The 23,350-nt window shown below is 37.4% G+C and carries 20 protein-coding genes and 1 pseudogene; 13 read left to right on the forward strand and 8 right to left on the reverse strand.

Annotated elements, in window-relative coordinates; translation table 11 throughout:
• Positions 1-6: 6 nt before the first annotated feature.
• Positions 7-1,251, reverse strand: coding sequence for an oligosaccharide flippase family protein (locus tag QF044_RS17060; protein ID WP_307269847.1), 1,245 nt, complete (start codon positions 1,249-1,251; stop codon positions 7-9).
• Entirely contained in the window at positions 1,248-2,384 is a 1,137-nt protein-coding gene (locus QF044_RS17065; RefSeq protein WP_307269849.1) for a glycosyltransferase family 4 protein, read from the reverse strand. Before QF044_RS17065 ends, QF044_RS17060 begins: the two co-directional genes overlap by 4 nt.
• Before the next feature lie 54 nt (positions 2,385-2,438).
• Here QF044_RS17065 and QF044_RS17070 point away from each other — a divergent pair, with 54 nt between their 5' ends.
• A complete protein-coding gene (locus QF044_RS17070; protein WP_307269851.1) occupies positions 2,439-3,275 on the forward strand; it encodes a class I SAM-dependent methyltransferase in 837 nt (278 codons plus the stop codon).
• Positions 3,276-3,303: 28 nt separating this feature from the next.
• Here QF044_RS17070 and QF044_RS17075 read toward each other — a convergent pair whose 3' ends face one another.
• The 5 genes from QF044_RS17075 to QF044_RS17095 all read right to left on the reverse strand — a co-directional run bounded on the left by QF044_RS17075 (position 3,304) and on the right by QF044_RS17095 (position 9,341).
• A complete protein-coding gene (locus QF044_RS17075; protein WP_307269854.1) occupies positions 3,304-3,792 on the reverse strand; it encodes a hypothetical protein in 489 nt (162 codons plus the stop codon).
• Positions 3,793-3,894: 102 nt separating this feature from the next.
• Entirely contained in the window at positions 3,895-4,680 is a 786-nt protein-coding gene (locus tag QF044_RS17080; RefSeq protein ID WP_307269857.1) for a (Fe-S)-binding protein, read from the reverse strand.
• Between the two features lie 78 nt (positions 4,681-4,758).
• The gene (locus QF044_RS17085) at positions 4,759-6,102 is read right to left on the reverse strand and encodes a (Fe-S)-binding protein (RefSeq protein WP_307269859.1); all 1,344 of its coding nucleotides are present in this window, start codon (positions 6,100-6,102) and stop codon (positions 4,759-4,761) included.
• Between the two features lie 7 nt (positions 6,103-6,109).
• On the reverse strand, positions 6,110-7,060 hold the full coding sequence (locus QF044_RS17090; protein ID WP_307269860.1) for an MlaD family protein: 951 nt from the start codon (positions 7,058-7,060) through the stop codon (positions 6,110-6,112).
• 127 nt (positions 7,061-7,187) lie between these two features.
• Positions 7,188-9,341, reverse strand: coding sequence for a SurA N-terminal domain-containing protein (locus QF044_RS17095; RefSeq protein ID WP_307269863.1), 2,154 nt, complete (start codon positions 9,339-9,341; stop codon positions 7,188-7,190).
• Positions 9,342-9,600: 259 nt separating this feature from the next.
• Here QF044_RS17095 and lon point away from each other — a divergent pair, with 259 nt between their 5' ends.
• From lon to QF044_RS17110, 3 genes are all read left to right on the forward strand, one after another.
• Entirely contained in the window at positions 9,601-12,006 is a 2,406-nt protein-coding gene (gene lon, locus QF044_RS17100) for an endopeptidase La (RefSeq protein WP_307269865.1), read from the forward strand.
• A 344-nt stretch (positions 12,007-12,350) separates the two neighbouring features.
• Positions 12,351-13,463, forward strand: coding sequence for an AI-2E family transporter (locus QF044_RS17105; RefSeq protein WP_307269868.1), 1,113 nt, complete (start codon positions 12,351-12,353; stop codon positions 13,461-13,463).
• Positions 13,464-13,926: 463 nt separating this feature from the next.
• Positions 13,927-14,304, forward strand: a complete 378-nt coding sequence (locus QF044_RS17110) for a DoxX family protein (RefSeq protein WP_307269870.1) — start codon at positions 13,927-13,929, stop codon at positions 14,302-14,304.
• Positions 14,305-14,403: 99 nt separating this feature from the next.
• Here the strand turns inward: QF044_RS17110 and QF044_RS17115 are convergent, their stop codons facing one another.
• On the reverse strand, positions 14,404-15,762 hold the full coding sequence (locus QF044_RS17115; protein ID WP_307269872.1) for an acyl-CoA dehydrogenase family protein: 1,359 nt from the start codon (positions 15,760-15,762) through the stop codon (positions 14,404-14,406).
• Between the two features lie 206 nt (positions 15,763-15,968).
• Here QF044_RS17115 and QF044_RS17120 point away from each other — a divergent pair, with 206 nt between their 5' ends.
• From QF044_RS17120 to QF044_RS17160, 9 genes and pseudogenes are all read left to right on the forward strand, one after another.
• Positions 15,969-16,874, forward strand: a complete 906-nt coding sequence (locus tag QF044_RS17120; protein ID WP_307269874.1) for a DUF4349 domain-containing protein — start codon at positions 15,969-15,971, stop codon at positions 16,872-16,874.
• Between the two features lie 157 nt (positions 16,875-17,031).
• Positions 17,032-17,901 (forward strand): TraB/GumN family protein, encoded by an 870-nt coding sequence (locus QF044_RS17125; RefSeq protein WP_307269876.1) that lies wholly within the window; start codon positions 17,032-17,034, stop codon positions 17,899-17,901.
• A gap of 26 nt (positions 17,902-17,927) precedes the next feature.
• Positions 17,928-18,437, forward strand: coding sequence for an RNA polymerase sigma factor (locus QF044_RS17130; protein ID WP_307269878.1), 510 nt, complete (start codon positions 17,928-17,930; stop codon positions 18,435-18,437).
• Positions 18,427-18,867, forward strand: coding sequence for a hypothetical protein (locus tag QF044_RS17135; protein WP_307269880.1), 441 nt, complete (start codon positions 18,427-18,429; stop codon positions 18,865-18,867). Before QF044_RS17130 ends, QF044_RS17135 begins: the two co-directional genes overlap by 11 nt.
• A 13-nt stretch (positions 18,868-18,880) precedes the next feature.
• The gene (locus tag QF044_RS17140) at positions 18,881-19,036 is read left to right on the forward strand and encodes a hypothetical protein (protein WP_307269882.1); all 156 of its coding nucleotides are present in this window, start codon (positions 18,881-18,883) and stop codon (positions 19,034-19,036) included.
• Positions 19,037-19,241: 205 nt separating this feature from the next.
• Positions 19,242-20,883: pseudogene (gene pgi, locus QF044_RS17145) on the forward strand (glucose-6-phosphate isomerase).
• A 3-nt stretch (positions 20,884-20,886) separates the two neighbouring features.
• A complete protein-coding gene (locus QF044_RS17150; protein WP_307269883.1) occupies positions 20,887-21,711 on the forward strand; it encodes a class I SAM-dependent methyltransferase in 825 nt (274 codons plus the stop codon).
• 21 nt (positions 21,712-21,732) lie between these two features.
• Entirely contained in the window at positions 21,733-22,617 is an 885-nt protein-coding gene (locus QF044_RS17155; protein WP_307269885.1) for a bifunctional 5,10-methylenetetrahydrofolate dehydrogenase/5,10-methenyltetrahydrofolate cyclohydrolase, read from the forward strand.
• Positions 22,618-22,623: 6 nt separating this feature from the next.
• Entirely contained in the window at positions 22,624-23,253 is a 630-nt protein-coding gene (locus tag QF044_RS17160; protein WP_307269887.1) for a 7-carboxy-7-deazaguanine synthase QueE, read from the forward strand.
• Positions 23,254-23,350: the final 97 nt, after the last annotated feature.

The raw sequence follows: 23,350 nt of genomic DNA on the forward strand, positions 1-23,350 counted from the left end.
TTATAATTACGGAAGTTTCCTCAGGTACAAAAAGAAAAAAATAAGGTACGCAAATCCTGCTATCAATATCGTCGATGTCATAGCAATCCCCATCCCTATAACACCATAGACCGGAATTAATAGATAAGCGGTCCCTCCAAGAAAGATGAGCGAAGCTAGGCCCACCCAGGTATTAATTTCAATTTTTCCTACAGCCGGAAGAAGATTCCCGTAAAGATTCCTGGTCAGCATTCCTACATTAAATCCTATTAATAAAATCATGAGTAACTCCGAGTTATCAATATAGGCAGATCCAAAAAAATATTTTAAGATATAACGACTAAAAAAAATAAAGAAAACAAATATTCCGATACAAATAGGGATGAATACTTTGTGAAAATTGATTACATAGGATCTTAAAAACGCTTTATTCTTATAATTTTTTGAAAGCAATGGAAAATCACTTTGCAAAAAACTAATCGCTAAAAAAGTGATATTGGAAGGTATCAGGATGGCAACGCGGTAATTTGCAACAGCACTTTCATTCATTAAAAAACCAAGTAAAAGAATATCCAGTGAAAACAGCGTGTCAGAAATAAGAGATGTTGCAGCTGTAAATGCACCATATTTCCACATTTCTTTATAATTTTCAGGAATAAACTGGTGAAATGAATAAATATCTTTTTTAAGCCAAAATAATGAAAGATAAGGTGTAATGGCAATGGCAATGAGGTAACCGTAAAATTTAAAGAAATAAGTCAGAACCAGAATTAAAAGTAACCCACCGATATTGACCACATTATTGATTTTTGCAAACGTTTGATTCTTCGCTGTAATCCTGTAAAATGACTGAATATGGTTTACAAAATAAAATCCACCAAGTCTCACGGCACAAAAAATAAAGATGATAAAAATATCATCGTATTTCTTAAAATAAAAAATGGAGATACTTAAAAATAAAATGATTAATAGAATTTCGAATAGTATTCCTTTGAAAAAAAAATAGGAAGAAATTTTCCGTTTTTCTTCATCATCAGATGAAATAGATCCAAATCTCATGAGGCTTTGTCCGCTTCCAAAGCCTGTGAAAGGTAGAAAGATTGTAAGTACAGAAATAACAATACTTAAAACCCCAAATTCATTTTCAGGAAGTAATCTAATTACTAACAAAGTCCCAATAAAGCCACAAATTTTGGCAATCAGAAAAGATAAAAAAACGTAATGTCCATTATTATTAAAGAAGCTCCTCAGAAAGTCTTTCAGGCTTTTCATGAATTTAAGTTTTTAGAAACTATTTGGTAAACTTCAGAAAATTCCTGTGCAATAATTTCCTGGGAAAAAGTAGCTCTTGCATATTGAGAAATAGAAGATGCGGCATCATATTTTGTCCTTTCCAAACTCGTCCGCATTGCCGAAAACAATTGTTGTTCATCTACTTTCGGAAGTAATATGCCTGCATTTTCAGGGAAAAACTCACCGATCCCGCCGACATTTGTGGAGATCACTTTCAAACCGCATGCAAAGGCCTCCGCAATGACACAAGGTTGATTTTCATCATCACTAAAAAGGATAAAACAATCTGATCTCTGCATCCGTTCCGCCACCTGAGCTATCGTTTGTATTCCAAAAATTTCTATTCTTTCTTCAGCGTTTGCCTTCTTTACCGCTTCTTTTAATTGATCTACATCCCCATCACCACCCAACTGCAGATTAAACTGATATCCTTCTGAGAGTAGTTGTAATGCAACCTTTAATATTTTATCCGCATTTTTTCTGGGAATCAAATTGGAAACATGAATAAATGTAAAGTCCGAATTTGATTTTCCTGCTGGTTTAAAAAGATCCGTATTGACAACATTTGGGATCACTTTTACGGCAGTCTTTATCCCAATTTCTTTTAACCCTTTTTCTAAATCATGGCTTACAGGGAGAACATAATCTGCTGTATTTCCAATAAGTTTTGCAATAAATTTTGTAATAAAAGGAGTCCGGTCCTTATTAACTTTTCTCAAAGCCGTCCAGTGTTCGGTAATTACAAATGGTATTTTAAATTTTTTCTTAAGATACACCGCAAAAAGCATAGAATTGTGCATCACGTTGGCATGGATCAGATCTGGTCTCTGCAATTCGTAAAATCCTCTTTTATAAGCCGTCATTCTCCGTAAAAAATTCTGAGCCGGATTTTTTGAATTCCTGTAATAAACAATATAGGTTCTGATACCATTGATCAACTGATCATCCACCAAATATTTTTGTTTTTGATTAAAATCACCAATGGCATGCAGGATTTCAACGTCGTGAATTTTGGCCACCGCTTCGGCATGACGTTGCACAAAATTTCCATTGGTAGGCTCTATTTTATTGGGAAACCAGGAGGAGATAAAGAGTATTTTTTTTCTTTCCAAAATTTATTTAAATGTATCTTTGTGAAAATCCAAATCAACTGAACTTTCAAAATAATGCTTAAAATTAATAAATTTCTATCTTTTATCAGAATAATTCTCAAAAATCCGAGCATAATTAACCTGATTGTAAACAGTAGAAGTGAGGCTGAAAACAAATTCAGGAAATATTATCCTCAGCTCAAAGCTTTACCGCAAATTGACATAAAAGATCTGAATAATGATGTGGTAGAATCTATAGAAAGCTTTTTGCTGGATGGTAGTTCGTTAATTACAGATTTACAACTTCTTGCCACGATTGCAGCAAGAAAAGAGGTGAATTCATATATAGAAATAGGGACCTGGCGTGGAGAGAGTGTACACAATGTTGCCCGGCAGATTACCGATTGTACCACTATTAATTTATCTAAAGAGGAGATGAAGGAGATGGGATGGAATCCCAAATATGCAGAACAACACGGAATACTTTCGAACAAAAATTCAAGCATTCTTCATTTAGAAGCAAACACTAAAAGCTTCGATTTCAGCTCGCTTCGTAAGAAATATGATTTAATCTTTATTGATGGAGACCACAGCTATGAAATGGTTTTGAATGACACCAAAAAAGTTTTTGAACATTTGGTTCACGACCATTCTATTGTAGTCTGGCATGATTACGCATACAATCCACAAAATATCCGTTATGAAGTTTTCCAGGCGATATTAGATGGTATTGGAAAAGAAAACCACGTCTATCTTTACCATCCAAAAAATAGCATGTGTGCAGTCTTTATAAAAGAAAAATTACCGACTTCAGTTTTTGATGAAATGGACATTCCTGAAAGGCTTTTCCAAATTGGAATTCAACAGCAACCTTTTTCCGATAATCCATCCAAAATTAATGAGATTGTTTAATCGTATTAAACAATCTCAAAAACAGCAATTATTTTATTGAAGATGCCCAACTTTTATTGAAAGGCAGCAAAAAGTTACTCAAAAATTCCAGGTACGTATTTTTAGAAAAATCGAATACCTCTATGTCTTTTGATAATTCCTCGCTTCTTATTTTATTTTTAAAATCTAAAAGTTTAAGGGTTTTCACTTCTCCGTTTTCCACAAAGCTGGCTTTCATTCTGTCAAAAAGTCCCAGGTTGTACTCTTCATCAATTTCGCGCATAATCTTCCCTAGAGCATCAATACTACACCCTGACGCCATTTCCTTCTCTTCATCCACACATATGATGATAAACTGATTTTTTTCGATCTTAAAAGATGAATCTAGCGGTTTTCCGTGTGCGGCCCAGGTTGCCAGAAAGTCAAATAGTTTTTCGGTAATTACTTTGGCCTCTTTGGTTTCAAAAGGTCTGGATGCGGGGTATATAATGACTCTGTAGTCGTTGGTTTCTACTATACTGGATTCTTCAATTTTCATATCCTTTCATTTTAAAGTATAAAATTAATAAATATTCCTGAGTTTGTAATAAAGAAAAACCCAAGCATGAGCCTGAGTTTTTGCATATTTTTAATGTAGTTATTACAGATCCTCTGCTTCTGCAAGAAGTTCTACAATATCTTTTACAGCTACTTCTTCATTTTTGTTAAAATGTTTTACGCCGTCTGTCATCATCGTGTTACAGAAAGGACAGCCGGTTGCAATCACTTTAGGCTCGAAAGATAACGCTTCTTCCGTTCTTTCTATGTTGATGTCTTTATTTCCTTTTTCAGGCTCTTTAAACATCTGCGCACCTCCTGCTCCACAGCATAGGCCATTAGTTTTGCAACGTTTCATTTCAACAAGCTCAGCATCCAGCTTCTCCAGAAGCATTCTTGGAGCTTCGTACTCATCGTTGGCTCTTCCCAAGTAGCATGGATCATGGAAAGTAATCTTTTTCCCTCTGAAAGCTCCTCCTTCAATCTTCAGTCGTCCTTCTTCCATTAATGTCTTCAGGAACTGGGTATGGTGTACTACATCGAAATGTCCTCCTAAGCTTGGATATTCATTTTTAAGGGTATTGAAGCAGTGAGGGCAGGCCGTTACAATTTTTTTTACTTCGTAAGCATTCAGAACCTCAATGTTGGTAAGAGCCATCATCTGGAAAACAAATTCGTTTCCAGCTCTTTTTGCAGGATCTCCGGTACAGCTTTCTTCCTGTCCAAGAACAGCAAATTCAACACCTATTTTATTTAATATCTTGCAAAATGCTTTTGTAATTTTTTTGGCGCGGTCGTCAAAACTTCCGGCACATCCAACCCAAAATAAAACTTCCGGGGCTTTTCCTTCGGCAGCATATTCTGCCATTGTTTTTATATTGAAATCCATTTTCTCAAATTTACCAATATGTCAATGTACCAGTTTACCAATGATTGCTACATTGTTACATTATTTTACATTGTTACCTTAATTTTCATTTGCCCAGTTCAGACGGTCTGCCTGGTTATACTGCCAGGGAGCTGCATTGTTTTCTACATTCGTCATCATAAGATTCAGTTCCTGAGGCGCAGCGGACTGCTCCATTACGAGGAATCTTCTCATTTCAAAGATAATAGAAAGTGGATCCAGCAATATAGGGCAAGCTTCCGTACATGCATTACATGTAGTACATGCCCAAAGCTCTTCTTTTGTGATATAATCATTCAGAAGCTTCTTGCCATCGTCTTCGAATTTTCCGTTTTTGTCGATATTTCTACCCACTTCTTCCAGCCTGTCTCTTGTTTTCATAAGGATCAGTCTCGGAGAAAGTTTTTTACCTGTAATGTTGGCAGGACATACCGAAGTACATCTTCCACATTCTGTACAAGAATATGCATTAAGTAACTGTACCTGATTAAGGTCAAATATATCCTCTGCTCCAAATTTAGAAGGAACATCTGCTTCAGCCCCTTCAGCCGGAGCTGCATAAGGGTCGGCATTAGGATCCATCATTAATTTGATCTCTTTGGTTACAGAATCAAGATTATTGAATTTCCCTTTTTTATCAAGGTTGGCAAACCAGGTACTTGGAAATGCAAGAAGAATGTGTAAATGCTTAGAGTAGTAAAGGTAGTTCATGAAGAAAAGAATCCCTACAAAATGGAACCACCATGCCCCTCTTTCAATAAAAACCAAGAATCCGCTGTCAAAGCTAAATATATTTAAAAATGGAACAAAAAGCATCTCACTAATTGGAAAAGAACCAATATGATGAAAACCTTCTGTGTTTCTAGCCTGTAAAACAGATTCTGAAGCATTCATGCTAAAGAAAGCCACCATCAGAGCAAATTCTATGATTAGAATCCAGTTGGCATCATTTTTAGGCCAACCAAAAAGCTCTTTCATATTAAGCCTTTTAACGCCATAGAAGTTTCTTCTGATAAAGAAAATAACAACCCCGATTATGACTAAAAGAGCCAGTATCTCTAATGTTGCTGTAAAAAAATTGTAGAAAGTATCTCCAAGAATGGAAGCCAGGAATCTGTGGGTTCCAAAAATTCCGTCAACAATAATTTCTACCAGTTCAATATTGATAATAACAAAACCTACATATACAAAAAGGTGAAGAATACCCGCTACAGGACGTTTTCCCATTTTACTCTGGCCCATTGCCACTGTGGCCATGGTTTCCCAGCGTTCGGGCTTCCTGTCGCTTCTATTGATCTCTCTTCCTAATTTGATATTTCTGTAAATCTTTTGCAGGCTTTTAGCAAAGAGCCCAAATCCCGCAACTAATAAGATCAGAAAAATGATGTTATCGATGTACTGCATAAGGTGATTAGTCTTTATTATTCTTACCGAAAACCGAGAAATTAATGTATCTCTTAGGGTTTGCTTTCATGTCTTCAATCAATGAATTCAGGTTTGTGGAAGCAGAATTTAGGTTATTGTACAACTGATCATCCTTCATTAGCTTTCCTAAGCTTCCTTGTCCGTTATCAACTCCTGCAATCACCTGATTAAGTTTTCCCACGGTAGCATCTAAATTGGCAATCGTAGCATTCAGTCTTTTAGTATCAATACTTTCTGCAAGATTACCATATTTATCCAAAGTTACTTTTCCACTTTGCATCGTAACAGCTGCATCATCCAATACTTTCTGAAGCTTAGGATCATTATGTCCTACAAGGGTGTTTACACTTCCTGCTGTAGTCTGCAAAGCACCTACTGTCTTATTAAGATTGGCAAGTAACGCCTTAATTTCAGCTCTGTTCTGCCCATCAACCAATTGATTAGCATTAGCCATTAGAGAGTCTACACGATGTAAAACATTTTGCAGCTGATCTTTCACCGGACCCACCTGAGAAGAAAGACTTCCCAATGTTCCGAGTTTGAAAGCACCCAGTAGCGTATCTCCATCTTTTGCTGTTGGACCACCATACATAAGGTTTACCCTCATTTCCTTTCCGGACATCAATCCGGGTTCAAAGATTTCAAGGGTTGAATTTTTGGAAAACTCAAAATTGTTATCTACCGTAATTTTTACAACAAAACTGATCTTGCCATCTTTTGCTGTTCTAGGAATGATCTTGTCAACCTGTCCTACTTTCAGACCATTGATGGAAACCGCAGAAGACTGTGCCAGCCCCTCCACGTTATCGTATTTCGCGTAAAATATATTATCGGTAGTAAATAGACTTCTACCTTTCATGAATTGAAACAACAACACAAAACCTACTATAGCCAAAAGTGCGATTACACCAGCTTTTAATTCTTTACTGAACTTCACTTGCTAAATTTTTTCTAATGAGCAAATATAGTACATTTTAAATTAATCTTTTTCTTTATTATTCTGCGTTAAATACAAAAAAGCGGCAGAAAACTCTGCCGCTTTTATATCTGTAAAAATTAATTTCTTACTGTTGCTGATTTCCCAGCTTGTTCCAGATCTCGATTCTGTAATCTTTGATATCTGCATTATCCTGAAGGCTCTTCATCCAAGCCTGTCCGAACATTCCTGCATTTCTCTGGTTAACAGATTCTGTAAACTGCTTAAGGTCACCCGGCTGCTTGTTTACGGTCTCTGACTTTTTGATCAGTACATATACTCCTGTTCCACCTTCGATAGGGTTAGAAAGTTTTCCTTTCGCAATACCGAAGGCTGCACCTGCAACTTTAGGCTCCATAGAACCCGCTACTGAAGGATTAAGCATATTTACCTGAGCTGCCTGCTTCGTGGAAGCAAACATTTTAGCAATCTGATCTAAGTTTGAAGCTTTAGCTCCTGCAATTTTATCAGAGATTTGTTTTGCTGCCATTTTATTTTTAACGACAGTTTCTATCTGTTCTCTTACCGATTCAGGATCTGCAAGACCTGCTTCCTGTTTTCCGTTAAGGTATACTACAATTTTATCTCCAGTCCCTTCTACAGTGAAGAGTTCTGTATCTCCTTTAGTTCTTTTCTTATCGAAAGCCCATCCTAAGATCTCTCCGTCTTTATCGGTACCCAATCCTTGAAGCTGTCCGTCAAATCTTTTAGCCATTTTAGGGTTAGAGAACTTGTAGTTTCCTTTTTTAGCAATATTCACGAAGTCGTTGAAAGATTTTCCTTGTACCTGCTGAATAAATTTTCTTGCTTTTTTATCAGAATCAGCTTCTGTAGCTTCTGAAGGCTTCACTTCTTTTACAAGGTTGGCTACTTTATAGCTCATTGACCCTGCCTTTTTATCTTCAATATTGATGATATGGTATCCAAACTGTGTTTCCACAACGCCAGTAGCCCCTTTAGGGTTATTAGCCAAATAAGTAAGGAATTCAGGAACGAAAGGTGTTTCCGGAGTCGTCCATCCTAAGCTTCCTCCTTGAGCTGCAGAATTCGGGTCGTTTGAAAGTTTAAGAAATTCAGTAAATTTAGCTGGCGTCGCCTTTACAATAGCTCCGATAGAGTCTGCTAATTTTTTAGCCTGCTCTTTGGATCTAGTAACGCCTTCTCCTGCAGGGCTTCCTTTGAAAGCAATAAGGATATGTCTTGATAATGTAGAGTCTGAAGTCTTTTTATCCAAAAGTTTAGAAACTACATATAAGTTCTGTTCTTTATAAGGTCCGAAAGTCTGTCCAATAGCAGCTGTTGCAATCTGCCCCTGAATAGCCTGTGGCAATTGGTTAGGCTTTGAATACTGATTATTAAACGGCATATCTGAATTCGCCATTACAAACATGGAGTCATTTTTTGTATTCTGGAAGTTTTCTGTACCTCCGCTAGCATCTGTTCCTCCTGAGAAAAGTTTATTGATTTCTTTCTGAGCTGCCGCATCATCTGCTGCACTTGGAGTAGATGGAAAATATACGATACCGATATTTCTGCTAGGCTCAGCTTTGAACATTACAGGATGCTCCTTGATATAGCCGGCAAGGTCTGCAGTAGTAACATTGATCTTTGTTTTCTGAAGATATGCTGCATAGTCAATCTTTACAAAATCAATATCAGCCAGCTGATCTCTCTGCTTCATAAGCTCTTCTGCCTCCTTCTTCCCGGTAGTAATACCAGCTGAAATATTAGTAAACACCTGTCTTGCCATCAGTCTGTATTCTACTGTTTTTCTAGTTTTCAACCACTGGTTGTAACCTTCGGGATTGGTGTTCTTTAAAGTTTCAATTTCTTTTTTAAGTTCTTGAGTTTTAAAATTACCTTTCTCATCAAAGAACTGCTGTTGCTGGGCAAACATCTGATCATACTGGATTTGATTCCAGAAATAATCATCGGTCATTTCAAAGCCCAATTTCTCAAACTGCTGCTTGATAAGTTTAGATTGTACAAGTAACTGCCAAGCCTGCTCTTCAAGTCCCGTTTTTGGACGGCCTTGCTGTTCAGCCTGCTGCTGCAGTACGAAAAGCTGATCATTGAACTCTTCGCGGGTGACTTTCTCACCGTTTACTTTTCCTAAAACATCAGGATTTTTTCCAAAAACCTTGTCAATACTTTCGGGGTTTACAAGAAACGCTAAAAGCGCCAATGCGATCACTCCCATCAAAAGCCAAGGCTTACTCCTAATCTGTCCTAAAATTGCCATTTTATATATTATAGTTTTTTATCAGTTTGCGAAAATACACATTTTTAAGAAATTAGAGAAGCCTAAGGCCTTTAATTTGCTTTTTAAATGCAAGATTATTAAAAAAAGGAAATTTTGACCATATTTTTAAGCAAAAAACAAATGGCATAGGTATTGTGCATTTTAGAGAACTATAATACGCTGCACGTTTTCAGCGCATATTGTAAAATTTCATTTTAACGATTTAAAACGAAGATGACAATTTGTCATTTGATGAACTATGACAGAATTTGAAGATATAAGTTTAGAAGAAATGATCAGCGATGGATTTGATATTGTAACTGAAGAGATCAACCTTTCCGATTTTTCGGAGACTGATAAAAATTCCGAACAGAAAATATTCCCTATACTTCCGGTAAGAAACATGGTGATGTTTCCCAATGTGGTAATTCCTATTACTGCGGGAAGGAAAACATCAATACAGCTTCTGGAAGAGGCACAGAAGAATGGAGACTTCATCGGTATTGTAAGCCAGAAAAACTCAGATCTGGAACAGCCGGCGGAGAAGGACATATACCAGACAGGTACACTTGCAAAGATCATTAAGATCATCAAGCTTCCTGAAGGCAATATTACAGCTATTACTAAAGGGTTTCACAGGTTTAAGATCAAAAAGATTGTAGAAAACAAACCTTATTTCAAAGCAGAAATTACAAAGTTAAAAGATTCAAAACCTAAAAACAGGGAAGAATATGACGCTCTGCTGGAAAATATCAAAGATCTTGCTTTAAAGATCATTGAACTGGATCCGAATATTCCAAATGCTGCTAATTTTGCGATTAAGAATATCAATAATAATGATGATCTTCTTAATTTCATCTGCACCAATTCCAATTTTCCTTCCGGAGAAAAGCAGAAACTGCTTGAGGAGAAAAATGTAGTTGAAAGAGCCAACAAGTGCTATGAAATGATGCATGAAGACTTCAGAAAACTGGAACTGAGAAATCAAATCCACCAAAAAACATCCAAAGATCTTGATAAGCAGCAGAGGGAATATTTCCTGAACCAGCAGATCAGAACGATACAGGACGAACTGGGAGGCGGGCCGGAAAGTGATGTGGAAGATCTACTAAACAAAGCAAAGAGTAAAAAATGGAATCAGGAAGTGGAAGATCATTTCCAGAAGGAGATCAATAGGCTGCAGCGTCAGAACCCGAACGCCCCGGATTATAATGTTCAGAGAAATTATCTGGATTTCTTTACAGATCTTCCATGGGAAACGTATACAAAGGATGTTTTTGATATTGCCAAAGCTGAAAAAATCCTGGATAAGGCTCATTTCGGATTGGAAGATATCAAGAAGAGAATTTTGGAACATATGGCTGTTTTGAAATTGAAAAACAACATGAAATCCCCTATTCTATTACTGGTAGGACCTCCGGGAGTAGGAAAAACGTCGCTTGGAAAATCTGTAGCTGATGCTTTGGGCAGAAAATATGTAAGGTTATCTCTGGGCGGACTTCATGACGAAAGTGAAATCCGCGGGCACAGAAAAACATATATTGGTGCTATGGCGGGAAGAATCCTGCAGTCTATCAAGAAATCAGGAACCTCGAATCCTGTGATCGTTCTGGATGAGATTGATAAGATCGCACAAGGTCTTCACGGAGATCCAAGTTCTGCTCTTTTGGAAGTGCTTGATCCTGAGCAGAACAAAGCTTTTTATGATAATTTCCTGGAAATGGGATATGATTTATCTAAAGTAATGTTTATCGCAACAGCCAATTCATTATCCACGATTCAGACCCCGCTTCTGGACAGAACGGAAATTATTCAGATCGCAGGCTATACTCTGGAAGAAAAAGTAGAAATTGCTAAAAGGCATTTAATAAAAAAACAACAGGAAGAAAACGGTCTGGATACGAAATCATTCAAACTGGGCAATCCTGAACTTAAACATATTATTGAAGCTCACACTTCAGAAAGTGGGGTAAGAACGCTTGAAAAAAGAATTGCCTCCATTGCAAGATGGGTAGCTCTTCAGACAGCTCTTGTAAAGGAGTACGATCCAAAAATCACTATTGAAAAAGTTGATGAGATCCTAGGCGTTCCAAGACCGAAAAGTCTATCTGAAATCACAGGGGTTCCCGGTGTTGTGACAGGTTTGGCCTGGACAAGTGTAGGCGGCGATATTTTATACATTGAAAGCATTTTAAGCAACGGAAAAGGAAATCTTACGATGACCGGAAACCTGGGAACCGTAATGAAGGAATCTGCAACTATTGCATTAGAATATATTAAAGCAAAACATGACGAACTGGGAATCAGCCAGGAGGATATTGAAAAGAAGAACATCCACGTTCACGTTCCTGAAGGTGCTACACCAAAGGATGGCCCTTCTGCCGGTATTGCGATGCTGACTTCAATGGTTTCTTCATTCAAAAACAAGAGAGTAAAACCTCATCTTGCCATGACGGGAGAAATAACATTAAGAGGAAAAGTACTTCCAGTAGGTGGAATCAAGGAAAAGCTTCTTGCTGCTACCAGAGCAGGAGTCAAAGAGGTAATTCTCTGTGAAGCTAACAGAAAAGATGTAGAAGAGATCAAAAAGGACTACCTTAAAGACCTGACCGTACATTATGTAAACAGAATGGAGGAAGTTATTGATTTTGCTATCGAAAAGTAATTTTTAACATATCAACTCTCAATAAGGAAGCGCATTTTGGATTATCCCGGAATGCGTTTTTTTATTTCCTATTTAAGTTCCAAGATGTAAAAGTACTTTTGCGCTTACTCTCATTTCTGTGCTAAGTAAAATTCAAGATTTTAAAATGGGCTGAGTTCCAAAGATTGAGTGTGGTAAAAGATTTATAGGTCTATTGGAATGCTAATTAAGCTTAAATTTACAGAAAGACATACCACATCTATGAATCCGGCATTTCTTTTGTTAAAAGAATTGTGTTAATTAAACCAAAAGAAGATTTCAATTCGAAGGGTTTTATTATTTTTATCGTACAGATTTGAAAAATTATGAATTTCCTTAAACTTCCCTTCATTGTCAATCTTACGCTTGTAGTCATTTCCATTATTGGATTAGGGTATTTGCTGGCACTTGGACAGAGCATTTTAGCTCCTTTTTTTCTTGCTTTTTTAATGGCTATGCTGTTTCTTCCGGCAGCCACTTTTATGGAAAAAAGATTAAGATTTCCGAGATCTATATCGACGATGACCTCAGTGTTTGTCATGCTGGCCATTTTAGCCGGACTTATTTACTTTTTCGGATCACAGCTTTCTGACTTCAGCAAGGATCTTCCGCACCTCAGAGAGCAGATGACCACTGTTTTCAGCAATCTGCAACACTGGATCTCAAAAACATTTAACGTTAAGATCGATGAGCAGCTTGATTATATCAATCAGGGACTGAATAAACTGCTTTCTTCATCCGGAGTGATCCTCGGTTTTACCTTTGGAATATTTTCAAGCGGGTTTGGCTTTATTGTATTTTTTACTTTGTTTTTCATTTTTATTTTAAATTACAGAAGAATTCTAAATAATTTCATTGTAACCGTCTTTAACGAAAAACATAAAAGCAGCGTGCAGGAAGTGGTTACCGAAATCAGGGTCATGACGAAAAAATATATTTTCGGACTCTGTCTTCAAGTTCTTATTGTTTCTATTCTTTGTTCCATCCTGCTTACCATTTTAGGAGTAAAATATGCTATACTTCTCGCTGTTTTAACAGGCTTGCTAAATGTAATTCCCTATCTGGGTATCTGTATTTCTCTTTTAATTTCATGTTTTATCGCCTTTGCAACCGGCACGCCTTCTACCTGCATTTATGTAGCTATCGGATATATTGCCATACACATTCTCGATGGAAACATTGTGCTTCCGTTTGTGGTAGGATCGAAAGTAAAGATTAATGCTTTATTTTCTTTTATCGGAATTATTTTAGGAGAACATCTTTGGGGAATTGCAGGAATGTTCCTGTGTATTCCCGCAATTGCCATTATCAAAATTATTTTTGAAAGAGTGGACGGCTTAAAACCTTGGGGCAAACTGCTCGGAGAGGAAGAAAAGCCCAATAAAAAGAAGAAGAGCTACAAGATTTCCAAAAATATCACACTGAAAGAAATGGACTGATGATGAGAAATGGTAATAAAAAGGGCTGCCTCAAGTAAAGGCAGCCAGTTATTTTAAAGTATAAGAGCGCAGTAAGGGCTCATTCCGTTTGGACATGTCTGTGTGCAGAGAATATAAGTCTGTGTGTCTGGACAGTACCCATACTCATCGGGAGGTGGACCTCCGCCTGGGCCTCCTAAACAAGGATCTCCCGGTGGAATTTTGCAAGGACAGCCTTCCGGTCCGATATCACAAATTGGAGGTTTTCCGCCGCCATTAATTCTCTTTAGATTCTCACGATCTAATTTTTGAAGATTTTTCAGCATAATACGATTGTTTAGTTTGATTTGAATGACAAATATAAATAAATCAACTTGTATACAAATCACTATTTAAGGAATAAAACAAAATATTTTGCAAATTTTACTTAAAATAAATAAACGAATACTATTTTTGATTTAAATTTGATATAAAATCGACAATCATGAAAATCGTAAAATTTATCCTTGCCCTTCTTTTCGGGCTTATGTTTATCAATGCCGGATTAAACAAATTCTTTAATTATATGCCAATGGAAAAGCCAACCCCTGAGCAAATGAAACTTTTTGCAGCATTTGGAGAAATTCACTGGCTGATGCCTCTGGTTGGAATCGTAGAAGTTGTTGGCGGGTTATTATTTATTTTTCCAAAAACAAGAGCATTAGGAGCCATTGTCATTTTACCCGTAATGGTGGGAATTGTGCTTCACGTGTTTACAATAGACAAATCCACCATGGGAATGTCCATCGCAGGAGCTCTGTTCCTGATTAATCTTTGGATGATTATTGATAACAGGGAGAAGTATAAGGCTTTGATTAGTTAGGAACTAATTGATGAATGGTGAATAGTCAATGAGCTTTGCTGTCAGTTTTATACATGCCGAAAAAATCACTATTAACAATTCACCATTCACATTAAAAACCTATACAAATGCACTGAATCCTGTAATAGACCTTCCTACAATAAGGGAGTTGATCTCTTTTGTCCCTTCATAAGAATAGATAGCTTCTGCATCAGCTACAAATCTTGCAACATCGTATTCAAGAAGAATTCCGTTGCCACCCATCACTTCTCTAGCCCTGGAAACAATATCCCTAGTTCTCAAAGTACAGAAAACTTTGGCCAGTGATGCATGCTCGTCCTTTAAAATCCCCTCATCCTGCATTTCTGACAGCCTGAAAACCATCGTTTGCATCGCTGTAAGATTAGAAAGCATTTCTACCAAATGACCCTGGATCATCTGGAAAGAAGCAATTGGTTTTCCAAACTGTTCCCTGGTTCTGGTGTATTGTAATGCGCTTTCGTAAGCACCTCTTGCACAGCCGGTAGCCATCCAAGCTACTCCTGCTCTGGTCATACGCAGAACTTTTCCGGTATCTTTAAATGAATTGGCATTCTGCAGACGGTTTTCCTCGGTTACGAGACAATTTGTTAAGGTGATCAACCCGTTTTGTACAATCCTTAATGCCATTTTTCCTTTGATCTTTTCCACTGAATAGCCGGGATTATCTTTTTCTACGATAAAACCTTTAACTTCACCACTGTCGAGATCTCTCGCCCAGATAATGATCAGATCAGCAAATGTTGCATTCCCTATCCATTTTTTCTGTCCATTGAGGATCCAGCCTTCAGGAGTTTTCTTGCAAGTTACCGTAAGACCGCCTGCTGCTCCGGATCCCACTTCTGGTTCCGTAAGCCCGAAAGCACCGATTTTTTCAAATTTCTGCATCTGGGGAAGCCACTTTTGCTTTTGCTCCTCTGATCCGCAGATGTAAATAGATCCCATAGCCAATCCGGACTGCACACCGAAAAATGTAGCAATAGAAGCATCTATCCTAGCCATTTCCATTGCAATAACCCCTTCCATTAGAAAAGGCATTCCCGGGCAGCCATATCCCTCATAAGTAACACCACAAATATTCAGTTTCTGGAATTTCGGAATCAGTTCGAAAGGGAATTCATCTCTGAGCCAGTAATGATTAACCAAAGGCTTTACCTCTTTTTCCATAAACGCTCTTACTTTAAGCTGAATTTCACGCTGCTCTGGTGTCAGCGTATGGTAAATATCATAAAAATCGCCATCGATAGGAGGAAGCTCCCGTTTTTTCTTATTAGGATCCAGCATTTTCATCATTCCGCTCAGCTGTTTATCATCCAGTTTGGAAAAGTTCTGCATCAGCTTTGGCAGATCAACTTTTTGGGAAATAGCACTCAGTTGATCAAAATCTATTGATCTGAATAATTCTATTGCGTTTCTGATTTTGGAAAAAGTATTTGACATAGTAATGTTTTGTGGATTGATTTGTAAAAGTTAAGCAAAAATTGCTCCGAAAACAAGCCTTCCGGGCGCAACCTGTTTTACAAAATATTCATTTACAGGTAATTAAAATGAAAATATTTCTTTACAAATTTTTTGCATGAGATTTTCAAATATTACAAAGGATCCTGATAGAACTTTGACCTAAGCAAAACAATAAAATCAACGCTATGAAAACGACTTACATTAAATTATCATTATCAGCAGTTCTTTTACTAAGCATTTATTCATGTAAAAAACGAGAAGTTGCCACTACTGAAAATTATGCAGCAGATTCTGCTGTAGCTATTGCGGAATCAGACAGTGTTTCTTCCGTAGCAACGATGACCGTAAAAGACAAACAGTTCATTAAAACAGCAGATGTGAACATGGAAGTGAAAGATGTTTATGACGCCACGGTTTCTATTGAAAAAACGGTTCAGGATCTTGGGGGATTCGTTAGCCACAGCAATCTTCATAGCAATACAGTTTCTGAGGAAACTTATAATACTTCCGATAATGATGCCATGCTCATCAAAAAATACCAGACAGAAAATACCATGCAGGTTCGTGTTCCGACGGAAAGACTGGGTGAGTTTCTTGTGCTCATCAATGATAAAAAACTGTTTCTGAATTCAAGAACAATCAATGCGGAAGATGTAACATCCAACATTAAGTATGCAGAAATGGAGGGTAAAAGAGTTAAAAAGACAGGCGAAAATATCGATCAGCTGAAAGCCAATAAAGACAAAGTAAAGCTGGATAACGACAATATGGCGGAAGGAAATCTACAGCAGCTCGCCAGCATGGACACTACAGACAGCATCAAATACAGCACGATAGATATTTATATTAAAGAACCTAAACTTCGCATCGCTGAAATAGCCATCACCAATACCCGCAACATTGATAATAAATATAAATTCAACTTTATATATGATGCTAAAAATGCCTTTGTAGAAGGGTTCTATCTGATCCAAAAAATTGCCGTAGGACTTATCACGGTATGGCCTTTATTATTAATCTTAGGTACAGTGGTATATTTTTTAAGAAAAAGAAAGCTGACAAAACCAGAAAGTAAAAAAATTTCAGAATAACAAAAAGCAATCCTAACCAATTGGTTATCATCATAATTTTAGATTTTACAAGCCTCCTTTTTCAGGAGGTTTTTTTATTTTTCAAAAAAAACTGTAACGATTATTGTACCGCTCTTACCTACTGTTTAAAAGAACAGATAAACAAAAACTTAACTATATGAAAAATTTAATACAACTTGGGTTCGCAGCATTATTATCGGCAACCTTTATGACGACAAAAGCCCAGAGCAAGGACACAGAAAACAGTACACTTTGGGAAGTTTCCGGAAATGGACTTACAAAACCGTCTTATATAGCAGGAACCTGCCATATCATGTGCAGTCAGGATTTTGAGATTAAACCGAAAGTATTGAAAGCTCTTGAACAATCTGATCATTTTGTGATGGAGATCAATTATACGGATCCGGCTGAAATGGCGGCCATGCAGAAAATGTATCAGACGGATAAAAAACTATCAGATCAGCTAAGTCTTTCGGAAGCAAAAGAACTGGACAAGATCCTTGCTGATTACGGAACAGATTTAAAGAAAATGGATAATTCCAGTTCACAGGGATTGTACGCGTTGATCTCCATGAAAGCTCTTCCGTGCCCGCAGACTGAAATAAAATTATATGAAATAGAGCTTCTTCAAAATGCCATTAAGAATAAAAAGAACGTTTCAGGGCTTGAAAAAGTAGAAGACCAAATGAAATCTATCAATAAAGCTTATCATCTGAAAGCAGTAATCGGGCAGTTAAAGATGGGAAAAGAATATGAAATTTTAATGAAAGAAATGCTCTCAGCATTTAAAAAAGAAGACATGAAATCGGTCTATACTCTCTTTAAAAATGATAAAATAATGAATGCCGAGCAGGAAAAGGCCATGCTGACAGACAGAAATAAAAACTGGGCAGAAAAAATGCCAGTACTCATGAAAAAAGAAAGTTCTTTCTTTGCAGTAGGTGGTGCACATCTCATGGGTGACAACGGACTGATCCAGCTTTTAAGAGCAAAAGGATATACCGTGAAACCTGTGTTGAGCCTGTAATTGATAAAACAAACCATGAAATCATCGTGAGCAGTCCAACTGAAACCGCTTTTTTAAAGCTCGTCAACCAGCATAAAGGCATTTTGTACAAAGCCTCCCGTATCTACGCCGATTCTGCGGAAGACCGGGAAGACCTTCAGCAGGAAATTCTCATTCAGCTGTGGAAATCTTATCAAAACTTCAAAGGCAACAGTGAATTTTCTACCTGGATGTACCGTGTCGCCATCAATACTGCGATTACTTATCTAAAAAAGGAAAAGCAGCGAACGAATAACCAGGCAGATGTCCCGGACCATTTTGAGGTACAGCAGGAAGATTATAATCCTGCAAAGGATAAGCAACTGGAAGTCTTTTACAATGCAGTCCAGGAACTAAAGGCTCTTGAAAAAGCCGTTATATTTTATTTCATGGAAGGGATGTCCCATAAAGAAATTGGAGACAACCTGGGACTGAGCGAAGGCAACGCCCGTGTAAAACTCAACAGAACCAAAGAAAAAATACAGCAAATCATAAAAAAATCAGGCCATGAATTTTGATCAATTAAAAGAACAGTGGAATAAAGAAGACGGCAGCAGCGTCCAAATTCCCAACACCATAGAACAGCTCAAGAAAAGCAAGCATCCTATCGAGAAGATCCGGAAAAGTATGAAAGGAGAATTTCCAATACAGGTTCTTGCCATCATCTTTATCGCATTCTTTCCCCAGCTGTTGCATCTCTCATCGTCACAATATGTTATTTATTATACATCGTATGCCATGCTGATAGTTATTTCTTCCTATTACCTGTACGGATTTTATAAATTTTATAAGCAGACGGAATTGTATACGGGAAATACCAAAAGTAGTCTCTGGAAGATTTATCATGAACTGAAACTGAATATGGAAAGATACCAATCATTCGGGTTCCTTCTTCTCCCCCACTTTATGATCACATTAGGAATGGAATTCTATAAAATCCTGGGTTAAAAAAGGAATATCCTTGGAAAACATGACCAGTTCTTATCAATGGTCCCTGATTATAACCGTTCTTATCGGAACTTTAGCTATTGTTGTCAATATAGTTTTATGGACGAAATATATTTACGGGCGCCAGGCTAAAGAGCTTGAAAATATACTTAACGAAACTGACGAATAATCTGCTTACAACATTTCAAGAAACAAGAACTACTAAACCTCAGACCTGATCTGGGGTTTTCTTTTTTAAAAAATTGTTATTTATTCCGTTCAAATTTATCTGAGGTTTTATTTTTCCTTAAATTTGCAAATTAGAAATAAAATGATATGGATTTTAAACATTTTAATCCATTCCTCATTTTCCGAATCTACATAATTCCTAAAATATGCTATCAAAAATAAATCCCATACAAACTAATAGCTGGAAAGCTCTTGATGAACATTTTGCAGGCAACGACTTTGATTTAAGAAGTCTTTTCCAGTATAACCCTGATCGTTTTAAAGAATTTTTCTCTGCAGAAAGATAACTTCCTTTTTGATTATTCTAAAAATCTGATTGATTCAAGAACAAAGGAGCTTTTGCTGCAATTGGCAGAAGAATGCCAACTGAAAGACGCTATTTCCAAAATGTTTTCTGGTGACAAAATCAATGAAACAGAAGGAAGAGCAGTGTTGCATACCGCTTTGAGGGATTTTTCAGATAAAGAAATTCTGGTTGACGGTGAAAATATCAAACCTCAGATCAGAAGAGTTCTTGACCATATGAAAGCTTTCTCTGAAAAAATTATTTCAGGAGAACACAAAGGTTTCAACGGAAAAGAAATCACCGATGTTGTGAATATCGGAATCGGAGGTTCAGATCTTGGACCGGTGATGGTTTGTTCAGCTTTAAAGCATTTTAAAACAAGACTAAACGTTCATTTCGTTTCAAACGTTGACGGTAATCATATTGCAGAAACTGTTAAAAACCTGAATCCTGAAACTACATTATTCATCATTGCTTCCAAGACCTTTACCACTCAGGAAACAATGACTAATGCCAATTCTGCAAAAGACTGGTTCCTGAAAGCCGGAAAAGAAGAAGATGTGGCAAAGCATTTTGTCGCTTTATCCACCAACGTTGATGCCGTTAAAAAGTTTGGAATTGCAGAAGAAAACATCTTTGAGTTCTGGGACTGGGTTGGCGGAAGATACTCTCTTTGGAGCGCTATTGGCCTGAGCATTGTGCTGGCCGTAGGATATGAAAATTTTGAACAGCTTTTAAAAGGAGCTAATGATACCGATCAGCATTTTCAGACAGCAGATTTCTCAGAAAACGTTCCCGTTTTAATGGGGCTTTTAGGAGTTTGGTACCGTAATTTCTATGCAGCGACAAGCTATGCAATTCTTCCTTATTCTCAATATCTGGACAGATTTGCAGCCTATCTTCAGCAGGGAGATATGGAAAGTAACGGAAAATGCGTGGACAGAAATGGTGAATTCGTAGAATATGAAACGGGACCTATTATCTGGGGTGAGCCTGGAACCAACGGGCAGCATGCTTTTTACCAGCTCATTCACCAAGGAACAGAACTGATCCCAGCAGATTTTATCGCTTATGTGAAAAGCAGCAATGCCGTTTCTGATCATCAGCCTAAACTTTTAGCTAACTTTTTTGCACAGACTGAAGCACTTGCTTTTGGAAAATCTGAAGAGGAAGTAGAAGAAGAATTAAAAAATTCAGGAAAATCTGATGAAGAAATTGACAGGTTATTAAACTACAAAGTCTTTCATGGAAACACGCCTACTAATTCCATACTATTCAACGAATTAACTCCTTTTTCATTAGGCCAGTTAATTGCAATGTACGAACATAAAATCTTCGTTCAGGGTGTGATCTGGAATATTTTCAGCTTCGACCAGTTCGGGGTGGAATTAGGAAAAGTTTTAGCTAATCAGATCCTTCCCGAGCTTGAAAACAATGAGAGGATCAGTTCTCATGACAGCTCTACGAACGGACTGATCAATTATTATAAAGGAAATAAATAGCCGATGCCTACATTACGGTCATATTATTATAAACTTCCTCCCGGACTTAGGCTTTTGGGGAGAAAAATTTATTATTTCCCGATAGATCTCTATGAAGGAATTACCGGAAAAAGATCTAAAAATGAACCTAAAAAAGGGGATATCTATGTAGGCGGCAGCGACTTTATTCCTCATGGGATCCGTCAGGTTAATGCACTCAAAAAATATATCGGATTACAAAATACAGATCACGTTCTGGATATAGGCTGCGGGATCGGAAGAACGGCAGTTGCTTTAACAGGAGTGATTGACAAAGGAACTTATGACGGTTTTGATGCTGTGGAAAAAGGAATCAGCTGGTGCAATAAAAATATCGGCACAAAACATCCGAATTTTAAGTTCAAGTTTACCCCGATTTATAATGATTTGTATAATACTTTCAGCCAGAAGGCAGAGAATTTTACATTTCCTTATGATGATGCACAGTTTGATAAGGCATTCCTGTTCTCGGTATTTACCCATATGCAGATACCTGAGATTAAAAGATATCTGAATGAGATCAGCAGAGTTTTGAACAGTACCGGACAGTGTTTAGCGACATTTTTTCTGTATGATGATTCTAAAACAGAATATGGCACCATGCCTTTCCCTCATCAGTATGAAGGGTACAGGCTCATGGATGATAAAGTGACAGCAGCCAATATTGCGGTAAGCATTCCCTTACTGAACCAGATGGCTGCCGAAGCAGGATTAAAAGTAACCACTATAAAAGGAGGATTCTGGAGAACAGATGTAGAAAAGGATGGTGCTGATGAATTCCAGGATATCGTTGTATTCAATAAAATCTAAATAAAAGTAAAAAAAGTAAAAATGGCAGAAATTCTTGACGGACTTAAAGTATCCAAAGAAATAAAGGCAGAGATCAAGGTTGAAGTGGAAAAGATCCTTGAAAGCAAGAAAAGAGCGCCGCATTTGGTGGCAATTCTTGTAGGAAACAATGGAGCCAGTAAAGCGTATGTAAACAGTAAAGTGAAAGACTGTGAAGAAGTAGGCTTTCAATCCAGCTTAATCAAATTTCCAAGCACTGTTTCTGAATCTGAATTATTGGAAAAGATTGATGAGCTTAATAAATCCAAAGCGGTGGATGGTTTCATTGTACAGCTTCCATTACCTGATCAGATCGACCAGGAAAAAATTATTCTGGCTATTGATCCAAGAAAAGATGTAGATGGCTTCCATCCTGAAAATTTCGGAAAAATGGCTTTGGAAATGGACACTTTCCTTCCTGCCACTCCTTTCGGAATTTTAACATTACTGGAAAGATACAATATTGAAACCAAAGGAAAAGACTGCGTTATCATTGGAAGAAGCAAGATTGTAGGGAGACCTATGAGCATCCTGATGGGAAGAAAAGACTTCCCGGGGAATTCTACCGTGACTTTGACGCATTCTTACACTAAAGACATTGAAGAATATACTAGAAAAGCAGACATCGTTATTACAGCTTTAGGTGATCCCCACTTCTTAAAAGGAGATATGATCAAAGACGGCGCAGTAATCGTAGATGTAGGTATCACAAGAGTAGATGATGATTCTGCAAAAGGATATTACCTTGCCGGTGATGTGGATTTTGACAGCTGTGCAGCCAAAGCAAGCTGGATCACACCAGTACCCGGAGGAGTAGGCCCTATGACCAGAGCCATGCTGATGAAGAATACCATCATCGCTTACAAAACCTCGGTCTATAACGACTAATTTAAAATGAACAAAGAAGAAGATATTTTATTAAAAGAAGGTAAAATGCTCCCTGTAATGGAGCATTTTTACACTCTTCAGGGAGAAGGAGCACACACTGGAAAAGCGTCTTATTTTATCAGATTAGGAGGTTGCGACGTGGGGTGTCATTGGTGTGATGTAAAAGAAAGCTGGGATCCCACTTTACATCCATTGATGAATGCTGAGGAAATAGCTGAAACAGCTGCAAAACACAGTAAAACAATTGTTCTTACAGGCGGAGAGCCGCTTATGTGGAACCTTGATATCCTGACAGGCAAATTAAAGGAACTCGGATGTACCATCCATATTGAAACTTCGGGGGCTTATCCTTTGAGTGGGCATATTGACTGGATCACCCTTTCGCCGAAGAAGACAGGACTGCCGAAAGAAGAGATTTACGAGAAGGCAAGCGAACTTAAAGTGATTATTTTCAATCAGCACGATTTTACATTTGCACAGGAACAAGCAGCAAAGGTTTCCCAAAACTGTAAGCTGTATATGCAAAGCGAATGGAGCAAGCGGGATGAAATGTATCCAAAAATCACTGATTTTATTTTAGCCCATCCGGAATGGCAGGCTTCGGTTCAGACCCATAAATACCTGAATATTCCGTAAGATCATTTTTTAAATTCACAGAAATTCCGGCAGTATATTTTTTATTCATATGATTGTTTTTTTACCTGAAGCACTTTAAGTGACACGGCAAAAGTTT

Origin of the sequence: Chryseobacterium sp. W4I1 (assembly GCF_030816115.1) — a bacterium.
Classification (GTDB): Bacteria; Bacteroidota; Bacteroidia; order Flavobacteriales; family Weeksellaceae; genus Chryseobacterium.